Genomic DNA, 16,508 nt, shown 5'->3' with positions numbered 1-16,508 from the left:
CTCATTGTTTAATCATGATTTAATAAAGATTCAAATTGTTATATTTAAAATAATATAATCCACAGGTGGATTCGTGAGCCTCTTCCAGAATATTGTTATTATCCTCATCCTCATTGTCGGAGCTGGTTTTTTATCGCTGACTGAAATTGCGTTGGCTGGTGCACGTAAAGTTAAACTGAAAATTCTAGCCGAATCAGGCGATGAACGTGCCCAAAAAGTTTTAGACCTACAAGAAAACTCAGCTGATTTTTTTGCTGCCTCACAAATTGGCTTAAACGCAGTTGCCATTTTAGGTGGTATTTTAGGTGAAGGCGCATTCCGTCCTTATTTTTACAACTTAGTTGTGCGCTTCTATCAAGGACCATGGACTGAAACACTTAGTTTTGCCTTGTCATTTACCTTAGTGACTTCGCTGTTTATTTTATTTGCCGACCTAATGCCTAAGCGTTTGGCAATGATCGCACCTGAAAAAATTGCGGTATCGGTGATTAATCCGATTCAAATTTTTATTCGGATATGCAAGCCTTTGGCATGGATGATTAATGCGATTGCCAACGTGCTGTTCCGTTTATTTAAAGTAAATACCACGCGCGAAGATAATATTACATTTGATGATATTTCTGCAGTCATGGATGCAGGCGCTCAAGCAGGTGTTTTACAAAAGCAGGAACATCACTTTATTGAAAACGTGTTTGAACTTGAAGAACGTAACGTGCCTTCGAGTATGACTACACGTGAAAATGTGGTGTTTTTTACCCTAAAGGAATCTGAAGCCAGTATTCGTCAAAAACTTGCAGAATATCCTTATTCCAAATTTTTGGTCTGTAGCGAAAATATTGATGATGTTATTGGCTATGTTGATGCCAAAGATATTTTGGTCAGAATCCTCAATAATCAATCTTTACTACAACTAAATGAAAGCACCATCCGTAATGTATTAACCATTCCAGATACACTCACGCTGTCTGAAGTCTTAGACCGTTTCCGCTCTACCAAAGAAAAATTTGCCGTAGTCATTAATGAATATGCGTTGGTTGTGGGCGTAATTACCCTGTCTGATATTATGATTACTGTGATGGGCGATTGGGTAACACCTATTGAAGAAGATCAGCAAATCATTAAACGTGATAACAATTCTTGGCTGATTGATGGCAGTACACCAATTGAAGACATTAAACACGCGCTGCAAATTGATGAAATGCCAGATGATGAAAATTATGAAACCATTGCAGGTTTTATGATGTATAAGCTACGTAAAATCCCGCGTCCTGCCGACTCTGTACTTTTTGATGGTTATAAATTTGAAGTGGTCGATGTCGATCATTTTAAAATTGACCAACTTTTAGTAACACGAATTGTAGAAACACAGGAAATACAAAACAACACTGAAGCAGATGGATAGTGAAATTCACTGTATTCGTGTGGGCTTGATCTGCATCCAGATTTTCTAGCATTCATAAAAAAGCACCACATCAAAATGAAGTGGTGCTTTTTTTAAATCTGAACTGATACTTCTGAAATTTAGCTGAGTATTTACTTAATACTTACTGATCAACTCATCCAATACTGCTTGATAATGAATCGCAATATCTTCAGCTAAAATTTTATAGACATTGTCGAATTGCACCATTGGCCAACCTTCTTTCCAGAAAGGGAAAATATTGTGCAAATCATGCGTTACCACAGCATCTTCACGCACAATCGCTTGTGCAACCTGAGCCAATACTTGTGCAGTTTCTGTGCCATCAATGGCTAAATAATCAATCCCACGTGCTTTTAAAATACGCACACGGTCTTTTTTATAACGAATTTTTTTCATTTGCGCTTCATTTAACTGCAAAGCCAAACTCACCGCTTCTACAAATTTGCTTTCAAATGATTGATTCAGTGCCACCAACGCTGCTTTATGCGCTTCCTGACGACCTGCTTTCCCACCATTACGGATAATTTCATTTGCCTCTGTGTCTAGCTCATCACTTTTCATAGACTGCAAAATGTCGAGTATTTCGATATCACTTAATGATTCAGGAGATTGGTCAATCATGTACTGCCCTTGGACAAAAATAGCAAAACGCTATTTTCGCACAATTTAGCTAAAAGCTCGACACATTCCGAAGCAATTGTTCACACAAGGCAGTGCTGCACCTATTACAGTGCAGCAGTTTAAAATTGATCTTTCAGCTTTGATCATCCTTGTTTATTTTAAATTTCTTATTGTTCCCTTAGTTTTTCTCCTGAATTTTACCGTCTATTTAAAACCCGTTATTTCAAATGAATAATCCAATAAATAACAGGTTTAACTTTTCAACTCACTTGTACTTTTTAGTAAAAAATAATTAACAGGTTGCTCTTTACACTTAATACAAGTTTTCGCGTTTATCATGATCGAGGCGGTCAATATAGCGCTCTAAATGTAGCATCGCATGATACATTTTATTTAAGTTCCGAACATTGATTTGCTGACGAACAATATTTTTGTGTAACCGTTTTAATGCACGTAGACTGTGTTTTGGCGTATATGCAGATAAAATTTTCATAAGCCTGCTCTCTCTATCAAATTATTTTACATGAACCGTTTTGTTATCTTGAGAATGAATTCAATGAATATAAAGATAAGGTTTATTATTGACAGGGTGTGTCCTACACCTCCTTAATATTTGACTATTTGGAAAAATTTTATTGTGTTGAATTGTAGTTTAAAGGAATATATATGTAATTATGATTAAAATAATTGCTAAAACTGATTCAAAAAATCTTTGTTAAAATCCTCTATAAAGTACACATAAAAAACTGACACTCGGTCAGTTTTTTTATGTACGTTGATTTTAAATTTGAGTCTTTAAATCACTTCGACCACTACTTTGCCCACATGCTCGCCTGTATCCATTTCGGCATGCGCTTGCTGAATTTGATCAAACTGAAAGGTTTTATAAATCATAGGCAGACATTCACCTTTGGCTAACAATGGCCAAACTATCTCTTGCAAACCTTTGGTAATTTCAGCTTTTTCTGCAGTATTGCGGGCGCGCATGGTCGAACCCGTAATGGTAAGACGCTTCATCATAATTTGACCAAGTTTTACTTCTTTGGCTTTTGCACCACCTAAGAATGCGATATACACCAAGCGACCATCACGACGTAATAAGTTTAAATTACGTTCCAAATACGGCGCACCAACAATATCTAAAATGATATCGACCCCGGCATTGTCTGTCGCTGCATTAATCACTTGTTCAAAATCTTGTGTCTTGTAATTAATCGCTGTGGTGAGGTGTGAAATTGCCTGTACTTTTTCATCTGAGCCTACGGTTGCAAAGGTTTTTAAACCTAAGGCATTGCACAGCATTAAAGCAGTTGTACCAATACCACTGGTTCCACCATGAATCAGCGCCGTTTCACCTGCTTTGGCTTTGCCCATTTGGAATACATTGGCCCACACAGTAAAAAACGTTTCAGGTATCGCAGCGGCTTGTACAAAACTGACACCTGTTGGAATTGTCAAAGTCTGGCTTTCTGGTACAACACAATATTCTGCATAACCACCACCATTGGTTAAGCCACACACTGCATCACCAACTTTAAATTGGCTAACATCTGCACCCACAGCAACCACTTCACCTGCTACTTCTAAGCCTGGCACTGGCGTCACGCCTTTAGGCATAGGATACAAACCCTGACGCTGTAAAATATCAGGACGATTTAAACCAAAAGCATGTACTTTGACCAAAACTTCGTTGGCTTGTGGCTCAGGTATTGCAACCGTTTCATAGGCTAATTTTTCTGGGCCGCCTGGCTCTGTGATAATAATCTGCTGCATTGTGTTTTGTGTCATGGCAAATCCCTGATTGTTTGATACTGATATGAATTCTGACTATTTGAACATAAAACAGTAAAGCATTAAAACCCAGATCAACTTAGGTATAATTCTTATGCCGTGGTGTTTTCATGTGTATTTAAATTTCATTCAAGATTAAAGAATGTGTGATGTCAGAAATTGTAGAATACAACGAAAATAATTACCGTGAGTTTGAATATGAAACAGGTGTTGCGGTGATCCGTTTTTATGCACCGTGGTGTACGCCTTGTGTTCAAAATGCGCCATTTTTTGAGCAGCTTGCCCAACTTTTTGATGCTTCGGTAAAGTTTGGCAAAGTGAATGTCGATCAATCTCCAATTTTAACTTTGCGTTATCAAGTCTTTGGTTTACCGACCACTCTGATTTTTAAAGATGGGCAAATTGTTGAACGACTGTCGGGCAATGTTTCTGTCGTACAACTTCAACAAAAAATTCAGAGCTATCTTTAAGCCATGTAGAGTAGCGTCAACATATTAAGTTTGAATTACTACCTGATCGCGTCCTGCATGTTTGGCTTGATACAAATGCGCATCTGCAGCTTTCATAAAATCATCCACGTGCGTATACGCTTGTGCGCGAGTCATCCACGCTACACCGATACTTAAAGTCACATATTGTTTATGGTCTTCTCGTGCTACATGCTCAAAAGCTGCATCACGCACAGCCTGCAAGACTTTTTGCATGAGTGGTGCAATCGCAGGTTGCGGAATATCGTGCAGTAAAATGGCAAATTCTTCACCCCCATAACGTGCCACAAACGCATTTTTAGGCAAAGTATCTTGTAAAACTTTAACTAGGTTTTGCAGAATTTGATCGCCTTTTAAGTGCCCATAATGATCATTGTATTTTTTAAAATAATCGACATCGAGCATCGCAAAGACCAAAATATGTCGCTTATTTTGCAAGGTTTCAAAATACAAACGCTGAATTTCTTCATTTAATGCACGGCGATTATATGCCCCTGTTAATGCATCAGTTTTAATCTGTATTTCCAGTTTTTCATTCAAAAGACTGAGTTGCTCAGTGCGTTCCTGCACTTTTAAATCTAAAGAGCTGTTTAAATGAATCAGTTTTTGGTTCAAGCGTTCAATGCGCAAGTTATGGTAGGCATAATTTCGTGCCTGCTGAAACATGATAAGCAATGCATAAACACTGGTCGAAATAAAAGATAAATGAATGGAATTGACCAGATTCAGCATTAATAAAAAATCATGAATAAATGTGCCACATAGAATAATTACTGCCCAAAAATTAATTTTGGAATAATCCTCTCCTGAACGCAGGGTTTGATAAAATCCATAAGCAAAATTTGCCAAAATCAAAACAAAGAAAAATGAACTATAAAATGCCAATTGCTGAAAAATAGTGGGTTCTGCCCACAGCGTCACCCCAATATTAAAGCTCAATAACAGCATTGCCGCGCTATATACCCAACGATGCAAATAGCGAGAACTGAGCAAAAACATATAACTCAGGAAAAATAAAATCGCGAGAAAACTAAATAAATATTCGAGTCTTATTCCCCAAGACCAACTTAAATTCAGGAAAGTGGTATAGGCATAGGGTGCAGAAAATAAATTGTGTAATGCCAGAAAAACAATAAAAATGCCGAAAATAAAAATACGCTTGGTCTTTCCACCATTTGCAAGACTAAATGCCGAAAACATCAAGGTAAACAAACCAATACCAAGTACTGCCCCACAAATCATGGCAATACTCATCATCAAACGCTGATACTGTTGATTGATGGTGCGACTTAAACCAATTTTCATTGGATTTTTTAAACCACCTTGCAAGCTCTGAAAGCTAGACGCTTGAATGGTCAGGGTAAAATATTCACTTTCAGGAACAAAATATGCAATTCGTGGGGCATTTTCGGTTTGGTAACTACTCGCATCTGCACCGACTGTGCCAACACGCACCAGTGGATCGCCATTTAAAAATACCCGATAGGCGCCATATTGGTTGGGAATCCAAATCGCAATACGTCTGCCTAGAAATTCTTTTGGAATTTTAAAGTGCCCAATAAAAGTGCCGTAAGTATTGGCATTGCCCATTAAATCTTCAAATGAAGCAGGCAATTCAACGGTATTCGATGCCAGTACCGCACTGGGTTCTTGAATCAATTGTTGCGGATAAAACAACCATCGCCCAGTCAAAATACTCGATTGATCTTCAGTAAATTGAACAGAATTGAGCAGTTGTTGATGTAGATAGTAAGATTCAGGTGCAGACTCATACTGCGCCAACACACGCGGTGGTGTGAGTACACTGCACAGTAAAATTAAGAAGAGTAATGCACACTTGTGCCACATCCGAGTGAAATTCAAAAATGCAAAAGTCCTATTGTGCTTGTTTTTTAATCTAATCGTTCTTGCACTAAATTTGAAGTAAAAAATTAAGTCATTTATGCTAGACCTTACTGGCATCGGATGAATGACTTAAATTCTAGCGGTTTGGCTAAGTTGAAAGGTGTTTATTGATCGCGTGTTTTCACATCATACAATTCAATTTCAAAAATCAAATTAGAATTAGCAGGAATGATATTGCCCATTTTGCGCTCACCATAAGCCAAATGCGCAGGTACGATCAGTTTGCGTTTACCACCCACTTTCATCCCCATGATGCCTTGATCCCAGCCTTTAATGACACGACCTGTACCAATCACGGTTTCAAAATAGTTACCACGGTCTAAGGATGAATCAAACTTGGTGCCATCTTCCAACCAGCCTGTGTAATGCGTAGTAATTAAAGCGCCTTTAACCGCTTCTTTCCCCTCACCCACCACCAAATCAATAATTTCTAATTCTGCACTCATGTTCATCTCCAAATATTTACACTTCGATGTTTAAGATAATTTCCAGCTCGTGCAAGTGTTATTGCAACTGTGTCCACTCAATCTGAGCCTGTGCCTGATCACCAATCAATGTCCATTCACCATCCATCACATTCAACTGCAATTGCATGGTACGCTCGCATAAAGCTTGAACGGCTTCGGTACTCGCTGGCGATAGTTGCCACACTTCAACATTATTTAAAGTTTTGATTTTACTGTTACGTTTGTACCATTCATCTACCGATGAACCATAAGCAATAATCGCAACTTGCTTACAACGCGAACTGGCTTTTTTGACTTTGTCTTCATCTGGGCAACCGACTTCAATCCACTTAATTAACTGCCCTGTTAAGTCTTTTTCCCACAAAGCAGGCTCATCGGTTTCAAATAAATCTTTGGTAAATTCCAAAGCTTCATCTGCATAACGTGCGAATGCCAAAATACGCACCATCAATCGCTCAATAGTTTCAGAAGGATGCAATGCCATGGTGAGCTGATAGTCACCGTATTGATGCACATCCATATTGGCAATGTTCAAATCTGCCTTATAAATTGTCGCTTTCAGCGCCATTGTCTATTCCTAAAACTATGTTTAAATTTGCCACTAAGCATAATGGATTTTCTGTGATTTTGCTGTATCGTTTGCCCGATAACGTATAGATTTCAGTCTAGAACCGCAGCAGCATCGACCCGATACGCCAATAGTTCAGCCTCAAATTTTTCCCAATCACGCTCGCTTTGATAAATAATTTCCAACCGATTGTCTATGCCTTCATCGGTAGATTGATAATTAAATTGCTGCGGATTGAAGTTGAAACTTTTCCAACCCTGATTGGTATAAAAAATTCCTTTAATACGCAGCCAATCTTGCTGTTCACAGAGTAAATCTAATAAGGGATAAAAGTCGAATTGCCAACGTTTAGGCAATTTCCAACCTGCGACTGCATATCCTTGTGCAGTTTCGACATAGTGATATGGCAATTGTTTGATTTCTGCAGACTCTTGCAGATTTGTAGAGCTGACCTTCTGTTGCAATTTTAGCAACGGCTGAATTTTACGCTGTGTACCGACATACGGTATATCCATTTCGGTCAAAGCCAGATGACCCTGTTCTGCTTTCAACCATTTTTGCGCGTAGGCTTGATATTCCTGTTGTAGTTGTATGAGGGCTTGCTCATCTGCCGCCTGCATTTGGTCTGCATGTGACACCACAATAATTTGTGCAGCTTTGAGCTGATCGGCATACAGGTTTTGCTGCGTCCACGCCTGATCATGCAAACGCGAACCATCTACTACCGTCACCAAGGCGCGCATCGATAAATGCGTATGCCAATGTGGTTCGGTCAGTTGTTCCAAGAGTTGCGCAGGATGCCCCAAACCTGTCGGCTCGATGAATAAACGGTCAGGCTTCGCTTCGGACAATAAACGCGACAAAGCAATTTGCATAGGCAATTGGCTGCTACAACATAAGCAACCGCCCAATAATTCTTTGACTTGATAACCCTGTTGCTGAGGTAAGAGTTGTTGATCGACCCCGATTTGTCCAAATTCATTCATCAGCACCGCCCAAACTTCATGTTCTGGTTTTTGGCTGAGTAACTGTTTCAATAAGGTGGTTTTTCCTGCACCGAGAAAACCAGAAATAATATGCGTCGGGACTGCTTTTTGTGGTGCAATTAATTTCAAAATAAGCTCACTTTATTGAATTTCAAACAACTCAAGCATGCTAAGCAAGTTTAGCGATTAGTTCAATCTGAATCTAAACACACTGAAATTTATTCATTTCAGCACATCTATCACCATCATGATTTGAAAAATTCGCTTACATTTATTACGTGATGATCTGCAACTTATTTGGGGAAATACACGAGTTTTAGCCGCTTGATGTTATGTTTTATTGCCAACCACGCAATTTTATTGCGGAAAACACAGCCATTTTGATTGGATTTGACTGCATATTTAAAACAAAAATTACCAAACTACGACCTATTCATCATCATTGTGCGGTTCAAGTAACCGTCATTGTTTTGCTTTGTTGCAAGCATTGATCCCATAGCTTTGGCTCTTTAGCATGAGTTCCTGTTCAGCCCGTTCAAATCAGGTGATGACTGACTTGAACACTTTAGCCGCAATAAGTTTTTTTACTTAATGCTTGTGCTGAGCACTCCCTACTACTCATGAAAAACTTTAAATAAGGATGCCAAACCATGAAATTGACACAAATTTTACTCGCTTCAACTTTTGCTTTTGCCACTGCAACTACTTTTGCTGCAAAGGCTGAATCGACAGCAACAGAACAGGAAAAAGTGGTTGTTTCAACGCAGGAAACTGTGGCTGGACCTGCTTCAGAACAAGCTGCTGCACAACCTGCATCTGAAGCTAGCACTGAAACACCAGCAGCATCGACCCAACAACCTTAAAAAAACCGATACGTTTTAAAATGTAAATTGAATACAAAAACTGAGTTTTAAGCCACTCTCTCGCTTTACTCAGTTTTTGTTTATCTACAAAGCCAATCAATATTGCCTTGGACAAAATTAAAAAATAGGCACAAAAAAACCTGTCTACAATTGCAAACAGGTTTTCAGCTAAATTTGATGAAAACTTAGGTTTTTTCAGTTTTCTTATAAATACTGCAAGATGGATGATGATTTTCTTGCAAACGCGCAACTTTGCGTTGCTCCGCTGCTTCAAAGCGGCATCGTTTCCAGTCGTTGTCTAATTTCAACGCAGGGATTTGTTTTGGTTTACCATTTTCATCCACTGCAACCATAGTGAAGTAACAGCTGTTGGTATGGCGCACTGTACGCTTTTGGATATTTTGCGCTTCTACACGAATCCCAATTTCCATTGAGGTACGACCCACATGGTTCACACTAGCAAGGAAAGTCACCAATTCACCCACATGAATCGGCTCTTTAAAGTTCACTTTATCAACCGAAAGGGTCACCACATAACTACCCGAATAGCGGCTCGCACATGCATACGCCACTTGGTCTAATAGTTTTAAAATTGTTCCACCATGTACATTCCCTGAGAAATTTGCCATGTCGGGTGTCATTAACACGGTCATGGTTAATTCTGACTGGTCATCTAACACTGGGGCAATTTGATCTAATGGTGACATCGCGTTCTCTAGACTCTTTTAAAGACAGTAAGATATGAGCCTATTATTATATCGCGTTTATAAAAGTTTGAATGTTCATTTCGGCAACAACTGCATCATTATTATTTATATTGTTTATGATAACATTTATTTAAAATTATAAGACTAAAGACTAAGACTCCCAAGCTGTTATTTTTTAATCCATTTCTGATTTTTTAGAATATTTGTTCAAATTGAATATTACGTGAATCCCCCTGATTCAAGTGTTCAAAAAACAATCTAAAATCTTTTATTCAATGGATTATTCAAGCAAATTTCGGCGAATTTACACGAAAAAAAGTTCAATTTCCCCGTAAATTTTCAAACTTCGCTGCGACATTTAAACCAAGCGCAGCATTTCCTGCGACACATTGCTATAAGTCAAAGTTTGTTCGGTACTCAGTGCAGCTTCAATCACATAAGAACCATCTGGATTAATCATCGTCACTGTAAAAATAACTTGCTCCATAGTAGCAAGTTTCACCTGCTATCCAATTTCAAAGCCGTGCATGAAGTATCCCCTCGATTTTTTATAAAGTTTTAAAGTCCTGAAGCACAAAAGTTAGGCCGTCTTGGAAGCATGTTCAATTGGTAAACTGCTTAAAAAACTAATTCAGTAAATGCTGCATAGAATAAATGGAAACAGTGCGAAAGAACACGCTAAAAAATTGATTTTAAGTCTAAATACCTCATCTCAGTATTTAGATATCTTTAGGGTATCTTTATTTTTAAACTATAATATCAAATACTTACAAAGAATAAATCTAAGCAATCTAACATTAAAGTTATTTTTATCAAGCACCTAATTAGACTTAAGTTAAATCTGTTGATTTCATTGAGTTGACCTAAATGAAGGATCTGGACAGCTATTTAAACTGTCCATAAAGCCCAAAAGTATTACTCACTTTATAGTCTACAATTCTATGCCCATGCGCATAATGATGCTGTTGATAGACCTGATCAATTTTATTTAATTGCGCTGCGGTTGCTTCTGCACCTGCCAGCATAGTCGCTTCGCGCCCTTTTACATCAAAAATATGGGCTTTTTCACGTAAATCGGGTTGAATGACCACATCTGCCAGTTTCAATTCTTCATTGGCCAAATGCTTTTGCATAATATTAATATTTTGGTTAAACAATCCCCACACATTACTGGTTTCAGTATGAATAGGCTGCGCCAAAATATTCACGGCAATCACAATATCTGCCCCTAAATCGCGTGCAACCTTGACAGGTACAGGGCTCACTAAACCACCATCGACATATTCATGTTCTGCAATTTTAGTAGGTACAAACATACTTGGGATAGACACTGACGCACGCACCGCTTGACCCGTATTGCCATAATTAAATACAACTTTTTTGCCTTCTTTTAATTCAGTCGCCACCACGTACATCGGGATTTTAAATTGCTCCAAACGGAGTTGATCGACTTGTGCATTGACATAATTTTCAACTTTTTTACCATCAAAAAAGCCTTTTAAATCTAAAGTCACATCCCGCACATCATTGGCTTTCATATTCATGGCAATTTCACGTAATTGCTGTGCATTTTTACCACTGGCATAAATTGAACCGACAATGCTGCCTGCGCTGCTGCCCACAATAAAATCAGGATGAATACCGTACTGCTCAAGTACTTCAATCACCCCAATATGTGCATAACCACGTGCGCCACCACTGCCCAAAACCAAGGCGACAACTGGACGTTTTTTTTGTTGTTTTAACTGACGAAAATCAATTTGATTCAGGCGCGACTCTGCTTCAACCACGGGCTGCGACTCACGCAAAGTTTGAGTCGAAAATTGCTGCTGCGATGGCACCACCTGACATCCCACCATCAGTAATGCTGTAAGAGATACATACCCAATTTTCATAATGACCTTCTTGAATCCATAGGTTTCAGTCGATATTTCACCATCAATCGTGTCAAGGTTGATCAGCCTACTTGATACAGCAACCCTCTTAACGTCAACAGTTATGCTCTCTGTTTTTACCTTGCATGAGCGCCCATAGTCTATCTATTATTTTAACCGATCCTTGTAGTAATTCGTTAAACTGTCACGTCTAGCGACTACAGTGGCGCACAAGTCGAATCTGTCTAAAATTATATGCCAACACCTTCTTATTCCTTATTATTCTGGATTTTTCTGCAATTAGGCTGTCTGTCTTTTGGTGGGCCTGCAGCGCATTTGGTGTTTTTCCATCAGCGTTTTGTGCAACAACTCAAATGGCTAGATGAATCCCAGTATTCACAAATTGTCGCACTTGCACAACTCTTACCTGGCCCAACTAGTAGTCAGGTGGGGTTAGCGATTGGTTATTTGCAAAAAGGCTATTGGGGTGCAGTCCTAGCTTGGTTGGGTTTCACCCTACCTTCAGCGTTGTTTATGGCTTTGGTTGCAGTTTTGGGACATCAATATTTAGATGTACTGTCGTCAAATAGCTTTCACAGTATTCAACTGATCGTATTGGCCGTGGTGGCTTGGGCATTTTGGCAAATGTTGCGTAGTTTTTGTAAAACGGTTTGGCAATATGCCTTAATGTTTGCTTCTGCCCTATTTATTTATCTGATGCCCTTGAGCTTCAATCAAGTTTTAGTGATTCTGATTGCAGCTTGTTTTGGCATTTGGATGGCGAAACGCGCAGCACCAACTGCTGCACAATCATCCACCAATACAACGGCGACAGATACGCATTTTACTGCGGCACATTTACTCAAACATCGTCGTTATGCTGTATTTTGGGCAGTACTTTTTGTTGCACCCTTTATTGTGCTGTCAGGTCTAAACTGGCTGCAACCTCAATTACTCTATGCAGCCAATTTAAGTTTCTATCAAGCCGCATCTTTGGTCTTTGGCGGAGGGCATGTCATTTTGCCTTTATTGCATCAAGATTTTGTTAGCACAGGCTTAGTCAGTGCAGAACAGTTCGATTTGGGTTATGCCATAGCGCAATTGGTGCCTGGTCCACTGTTCAGCTTTGCAACATATTTGGGCAGTTTGATTACAATGACAGAATCTATGCTGCTGAATGCGACTTTAGCCACGTTGGCGATTTTTCTGCCATCTTTCTTTTTGGTATTTTCGACTTTGCCTTATTGGTCTTGGTTGATGCAGCAAGCCTATATTCGTCATGCGGTTACAGGGATTAATGCAGCGGTAGTCGGATTGCTTCTGTATATGGTGCTCGAAATGGCACAGCGTTATATTTTGAGTATTGTTGATCTGCTGTTTATTGTTTTGGTGATTGGATTATTAAAATCCAAACTACCTGTTTGGCTCAGTTTAATTAGTAGTTTTCTGGTCTATACAGCATTCTTGCATTTCATGGCTTAAATTAAAAATGCTACAGATCAAATAAAAATGCCAGTTCAATTGAACTGGCATTTTTTGTGGATGACTGAATCAAGCCTGAATGCTTTGGAGCTTAGCCACCAAAGAATTTTAGAATAGATTGAATCACCGCAACGTTAATTAAATCGACAAAGAATGCACCACACAGCGGCACAATCAAGAACGCTTTATAAGATGGACCATACATATTGGTAATGGCCTGCATATTGGCGACTGCTGTTGGCGTTGCCCCCATCCCAAAACCACAGTGTCCTGCTGCCAACACGGCTGCATCGTAGTTTTTCCCCATAAGACGGAAGGTCACAAAAGCTGCATATAACGCCATTGTGAGTGCTTGCGCACCTAAAATCACCATCAACGGACCTGCCAAATCGGCCAATTGCCATAGTTTGAGTGACAACAACGCCATCGCCAAATATAACGATAAAGATGCATTCCCAAACACATCAATCGCACGGTCAAAAATATTAACTTTAAAAATACTTTCTAAGACATTACGCAGAACCACACCGCCCGCCAATGCCCAAACGAAAGTTGGTAATTCAAACATCGTGCCTTTGGCAGCGCCTGTCATAAATTCGGCAAATGCCAAACACGCTGCAAATAAACCCAAAGTAGTAATTGCATTATCTGCTGTAATTAAACGAACCTGATGCGGATATTCAAATGGAATAAACTCATTGGAATCTTGATCCGCAGGCGTATTATCGCGTTTTTCAATTTGTTCGTCGGTACGTGGTACAGCCAATTGATGACGGTTGATTAAAGTTTTAGCCAGTGGACCACCAATTAAACCACCAATAATTAAACCAAAGGTCGCACTTGCCATGCCCAGTGCCAAAGCACCTTGAATACCATATTGGGTTTCTAAAATTTCACCCCACGCACCTGCTGTACCATGACCGCCAGTTAAAGTAATCGATCCTGCAATTAAACCAATTAGTGGATCAATACCTAACAATGTTGCAAGACTAATGCCGACAATGTTTTGCAACACAATAAATGTGGAAATTGCAATCAAGAAAATAATTAAACCGATTCCGCCCTGACGCAATTTTGTGAAGTTCGCGCTTAAACCAATCGAGGCGAAGAAAATAAGCATAAAGCTAGTTTGCAATGCGCTACTGGTGGTAATGCTATAACCCCAAAATTGATTCACCAACAATGAAACAATAGCGGCAACCAAACCACCTGCAACAGGTTCAGGAATATTATAGCGTTTTAAAAAATCAATTTTATTGACTAAAAGTCGCCCTAAGAGCAGGACGATGACCGCAGCAATCAGCGTATAAAACGCATTAAAAGTAAATTCCATGGCAATATCCATATAGTGATTGCAGATTGTTTTTAATACGATGAAGAGCTGTCTATGCAAACCAAAGCATTTGCATCACTATGACTCTAAATCAACTAAAAAATGCCGCAATACAAAGTATGTAAACAGTATCGTATTTGACCGATGTTTAAGAGGTATGCATTTCGCTCAGCCAACCCATCCTTTGGTTTCACTCAAGCATTATGATCTGCGTTTGCCTAGAACAGAAGAAAAGAAAGACAAAAGACAGTATTTTCACTTTCGGGGTGACTTCGAGTGCAAACAACTGAATCGGCTTAACACTGAGAGGTAATCTCATATAAGCTCCAAAATATCTGAGGTGGATAAATACCTTCCGATAAAGATATTCAACAACTTGATAAAAAACAGCAAGATTAAAGGTCGATCATTATGCATTTTTTTTGACAAAAAGCTGCTGTTTTCTGCGTTTTTCTCTATAAATTTAATGATTATTTTCAGCTATAAGTGAAAGTTACAGCATTCCTTTAAACTGGATAAAATTTAAATTATTGAATTGATAACATAAATTTTCAACATAAAAAACAGAGCTTAAAATTAAGCTCTGTTTTGAATTGTGCTCAAAAGTAGCGACTTAGAAGCTATAACGCGCCATAAAGCCCACACGGTCATCACTGAATTTTTGACCTTTGAAAGTTTCACGCTCACCATTAATATATTCAATACCTAAATCTACAGGTTTTACAGGTGAATAGATAAAGTTAATCCACGCTTGTTGTACTTTCTCGTTAGCACCAGTGTTTAAACGCGCATAGTCTGTACCATCATCGGCAAATAAAGCACCATACGCTAAAGTTGAACGTAGTTGTGGAGAGAACTTATAGGTTGCGCCCACTTGTACACCAAATGCTTCATTCTGCTCAATATCACCATTATCTGCATTTACGTAAAATGCAGAGTTACTACCATATAAATAGTTACTGTTGCCCTTAACATAAGAGACATCCGCAGATACTTTTAAAGGTTCTGCAACTTGATAATTTGTACCTACAGCTGCGCCCCAACCTGTTTTATCATCGCCAGATTTAGCTTTATAATGTTCAACCAATGCACGTGCAGAAGCCGAACCTTTACCTTCCGCATAACCTTGCATTAATTTAGCTGTAATTACAGGAGCACGATAGGTCACATCTGAAGAAACATTTTCTCTCTTAACTTGAGTGTCAATTACAGCACCCGAATCATCTCTGATTTTTTCTTCTGTAACTTTCAGCTCAGTTGCTGAACTATTACCTTCTTCGGCAGAAACAAATAATTGTGTTGCAGGGGCTAATTTATAGTTGTAACGAACTTGCGGCACACGTGCTGTACCACCACCAATATTTGTATTAAAGTCGATCATTTCTGGTGCATGATTAGACAAGAAGTTCGATGTAGTTTGACCGAATAACCAGTTGTTTAAAGTTAAATAAGCATGGCGAATACGTAAATTCTCTGCGGCACTTGCAAAGTCAACCTCAACTTTACCACCTACTTTGTTGTCACCAACAGGTGTATTAAAGTCTAAACCTAAACGCGTTACTTTGGCGGTCGCACGTAATTTGTCACTTGCTTCTTCTTTACTCGCACTAGCCGAGTTAAAATCGTTATCCGCGCCTTTAATAATATAGTTTGCATCACCACGTACAAAACCATAAATTGAAACATCTGCACCAGATTTAGACTTTAAGCTACTTAATACACTTGCGGGTGCAGCAGGCTTCGCCTGTTGTACTTGGGCAATTTGAGTTTGCTGCTGTTGTTGTACTTGCTGTTGTTGCTGAATTAACGATTTTAACGCTTCAACTTCTTGACGAAGTTCTTGAATTTGTTGTTGCTCAGTTTTGGCTGCGTGTGCAGTACCTACCATTAAAGTTGTAACAGCAATAGCTAAACCTTTGATCATAAATTGACCGTTGAGTAATTGACTCATTTATCTCTCCAAAATAAAACAACGCTGCATCCGTGCATGATGATTTTGT

The 16,508-nt window shown here is 39.0% G+C and carries 16 protein-coding genes; 4 read left to right on the top strand and 12 right to left on the bottom strand.

The window, feature by feature from the left end; translation table 11 throughout:
* Nucleotides 1–73 precede the first annotated feature (73 nt).
* On the top strand, nucleotides 74–1,402 hold the full coding sequence (locus tag CF596_RS05575) for a hemolysin family protein (protein WP_096901479.1): 1,329 nt from the start codon (nucleotides 74–76) through the stop codon (nucleotides 1,400–1,402).
* Nucleotides 1,403–1,537: 135 nt separating this feature from the next.
* Here the strand turns inward: CF596_RS05575 and CF596_RS05570 are convergent, their stop codons facing one another.
* The 3 genes from CF596_RS05570 to CF596_RS05560 form a co-directional block, all read right to left on the bottom strand.
* A complete protein-coding gene (locus CF596_RS05570; protein ID WP_096901478.1) occupies nucleotides 1,538–2,044 on the bottom strand; it encodes a hypothetical protein in 507 nt (168 codons plus the stop codon).
* Nucleotides 2,045–2,357: 313 nt separating this feature from the next.
* The gene (locus CF596_RS05565) at nucleotides 2,358–2,537 is read right to left on the bottom strand and encodes a hypothetical protein (protein WP_096901477.1); all 180 of its coding nucleotides are present in this window, start codon (nucleotides 2,535–2,537) and stop codon (nucleotides 2,358–2,360) included.
* Between the two features lie 302 nt (nucleotides 2,538–2,839).
* Nucleotides 2,840–3,832, bottom strand: a complete 993-nt coding sequence (locus CF596_RS05560) for an NAD(P)H-quinone oxidoreductase (RefSeq protein ID WP_096901476.1) — start codon at nucleotides 3,830–3,832, stop codon at nucleotides 2,840–2,842.
* A gap of 152 nt (nucleotides 3,833–3,984) precedes the next feature.
* Here CF596_RS05560 and CF596_RS05555 point away from each other — a divergent pair, with 152 nt between their 5' ends.
* Nucleotides 3,985–4,305, top strand: a complete 321-nt coding sequence (locus CF596_RS05555; protein ID WP_096901475.1) for a thioredoxin family protein — start codon at nucleotides 3,985–3,987, stop codon at nucleotides 4,303–4,305.
* A gap of 24 nt (nucleotides 4,306–4,329) precedes the next feature.
* On the opposite strand, the gene CF596_RS05550 is transcribed toward CF596_RS05555, so the two are convergent.
* The 4 genes from CF596_RS05550 to CF596_RS05535 all read right to left on the bottom strand — a co-directional run bounded on the left by CF596_RS05550 (nucleotide 4,330) and on the right by CF596_RS05535 (nucleotide 8,378).
* The gene (locus tag CF596_RS05550) at nucleotides 4,330–6,171 is read right to left on the bottom strand and encodes a GGDEF domain-containing protein (RefSeq protein ID WP_242439129.1); all 1,842 of its coding nucleotides are present in this window, start codon (nucleotides 6,169–6,171) and stop codon (nucleotides 4,330–4,332) included.
* Between the two features lie 161 nt (nucleotides 6,172–6,332).
* Nucleotides 6,333–6,674, bottom strand: coding sequence for an FKBP-type peptidyl-prolyl cis-trans isomerase (locus tag CF596_RS05545; RefSeq protein WP_004977304.1), 342 nt, complete (start codon nucleotides 6,672–6,674; stop codon nucleotides 6,333–6,335).
* Nucleotides 6,675–6,732: 58 nt separating this feature from the next.
* Complete coding sequence (locus tag CF596_RS05540) at nucleotides 6,733–7,263, bottom strand: YaeQ family protein (RefSeq protein WP_004977306.1); 531 nt, start codon at nucleotides 7,261–7,263, stop codon at nucleotides 6,733–6,735.
* Between the two features lie 92 nt (nucleotides 7,264–7,355).
* Nucleotides 7,356–8,378, bottom strand: coding sequence for a GTP-binding protein (locus CF596_RS05535; RefSeq protein WP_096901474.1), 1,023 nt, complete (start codon nucleotides 8,376–8,378; stop codon nucleotides 7,356–7,358).
* Nucleotides 8,379–8,899: 521 nt separating this feature from the next.
* Between CF596_RS05535 and CF596_RS05530 the strand changes: the two genes are divergently transcribed.
* On the top strand, nucleotides 8,900–9,112 hold the full coding sequence (locus CF596_RS05530) for a hypothetical protein (protein ID WP_096901473.1): 213 nt from the start codon (nucleotides 8,900–8,902) through the stop codon (nucleotides 9,110–9,112).
* A gap of 185 nt (nucleotides 9,113–9,297) precedes the next feature.
* Here the strand turns inward: CF596_RS05530 and CF596_RS05525 are convergent, their stop codons facing one another.
* The 3 genes from CF596_RS05525 to CF596_RS05520 form a co-directional block, all read right to left on the bottom strand.
* Nucleotides 9,298–9,819, bottom strand: a complete 522-nt coding sequence (locus tag CF596_RS05525) for an acyl-CoA thioesterase (RefSeq protein ID WP_019837477.1) — start codon at nucleotides 9,817–9,819, stop codon at nucleotides 9,298–9,300.
* Nucleotides 9,820–10,177: 358 nt separating this feature from the next.
* Complete coding sequence (locus CF596_RS14710) at nucleotides 10,178–10,321, bottom strand: hypothetical protein (protein WP_171324847.1); 144 nt, start codon at nucleotides 10,319–10,321, stop codon at nucleotides 10,178–10,180.
* A gap of 382 nt (nucleotides 10,322–10,703) precedes the next feature.
* Entirely contained in the window at nucleotides 10,704–11,678 is a 975-nt protein-coding gene (locus CF596_RS05520; protein WP_162164697.1) for a patatin-like phospholipase family protein, read from the bottom strand.
* A 270-nt stretch (nucleotides 11,679–11,948) separates the two neighbouring features.
* Between CF596_RS05520 and chrA the strand changes: the two genes are divergently transcribed.
* The gene (chrA, locus tag CF596_RS05515) at nucleotides 11,949–13,175 is read left to right on the top strand and encodes a chromate efflux transporter (protein WP_096901472.1); all 1,227 of its coding nucleotides are present in this window, start codon (nucleotides 11,949–11,951) and stop codon (nucleotides 13,173–13,175) included.
* Between the two features lie 91 nt (nucleotides 13,176–13,266).
* On the opposite strand, the gene gltS is transcribed toward chrA, so the two are convergent.
* Both gltS and CF596_RS05505 read right to left on the bottom strand, forming a co-directional pair.
* Nucleotides 13,267–14,508, bottom strand: coding sequence for a sodium/glutamate symporter (gene gltS / locus CF596_RS05510; protein ID WP_026438165.1), 1,242 nt, complete (start codon nucleotides 14,506–14,508; stop codon nucleotides 13,267–13,269).
* 613 nt (nucleotides 14,509–15,121) lie between these two features.
* Nucleotides 15,122–16,459, bottom strand: a complete 1,338-nt coding sequence (locus CF596_RS05505) for a DcaP family trimeric outer membrane transporter (protein WP_096901471.1) — start codon at nucleotides 16,457–16,459, stop codon at nucleotides 15,122–15,124.
* Nucleotides 16,460–16,508: the final 49 nt, after the last annotated feature.

Source organism: Acinetobacter sp. YT-02, assembly GCF_002412355.1.
Classification (GTDB): domain Bacteria; phylum Pseudomonadota; class Gammaproteobacteria; order Pseudomonadales; family Moraxellaceae; genus Acinetobacter; species Acinetobacter towneri.
The sequence above is the reverse complement of the archived record's forward strand: the minus strand, read 5'-3'. Positions and strand labels throughout refer to the sequence as shown.

Bases quoted from the DNA above. Each gene is read 5' to 3' on its own strand.
- CF596_RS05540 (WP_004977306.1), bottom strand. From the start codon at position 7,263: ATGGCGCTGAAAGCGACAATTTATAAGGCAGATTTGAACATTGCCAAT.
- CF596_RS05550 (WP_242439129.1), bottom strand. From the start codon at position 6,171: ATGTGGCACAAGTGTGCATTACTCTTCTTAATTTTACTGTGCAGTGTA.
- CF596_RS05530 (WP_096901473.1), top strand. From the start codon at position 8,900: ATGAAATTGACACAAATTTTACTCGCTTCAACTTTTGCTTTTGCCACT.
- gltS (WP_026438165.1), bottom strand. From the start codon at position 14,508: ATGGAATTTACTTTTAATGCGTTTTATACGCTGATTGCTGCGGTCATC.
- CF596_RS05555 (WP_096901475.1), top strand. From the start codon at position 3,985: ATGTCAGAAATTGTAGAATACAACGAAAATAATTACCGTGAGTTTGAA.
- CF596_RS05565 (WP_096901477.1), bottom strand. From the start codon at position 2,537: ATGAAAATTTTATCTGCATATACGCCAAAACACAGTCTACGTGCATTA.
- CF596_RS05570 (WP_096901478.1), bottom strand. From the start codon at position 2,044: ATGATTGACCAATCTCCTGAATCATTAAGTGATATCGAAATACTCGAC.
- CF596_RS05560 (WP_096901476.1), bottom strand. From the start codon at position 3,832: ATGACACAAAACACAATGCAGCAGATTATTATCACAGAGCCAGGCGGC.
- CF596_RS05545 (WP_004977304.1), bottom strand. From the start codon at position 6,674: ATGAGTGCAGAATTAGAAATTATTGATTTGGTGGTGGGTGAGGGGAAA.
- CF596_RS05505 (WP_096901471.1), bottom strand. From the start codon at position 16,459: ATGAGTCAATTACTCAACGGTCAATTTATGATCAAAGGTTTAGCTATT.
- chrA (WP_096901472.1), top strand. From the start codon at position 11,949: ATGCCAACACCTTCTTATTCCTTATTATTCTGGATTTTTCTGCAATTA.
- CF596_RS05520 (WP_162164697.1), bottom strand. From the start codon at position 11,678: ATGGTGGGATGTCAGGTGGTGCCATCGCAGCAGCAATTTTCGACTCAA.
- CF596_RS05525 (WP_019837477.1), bottom strand. From the start codon at position 9,819: ATGTCACCATTAGATCAAATTGCCCCAGTGTTAGATGACCAGTCAGAA.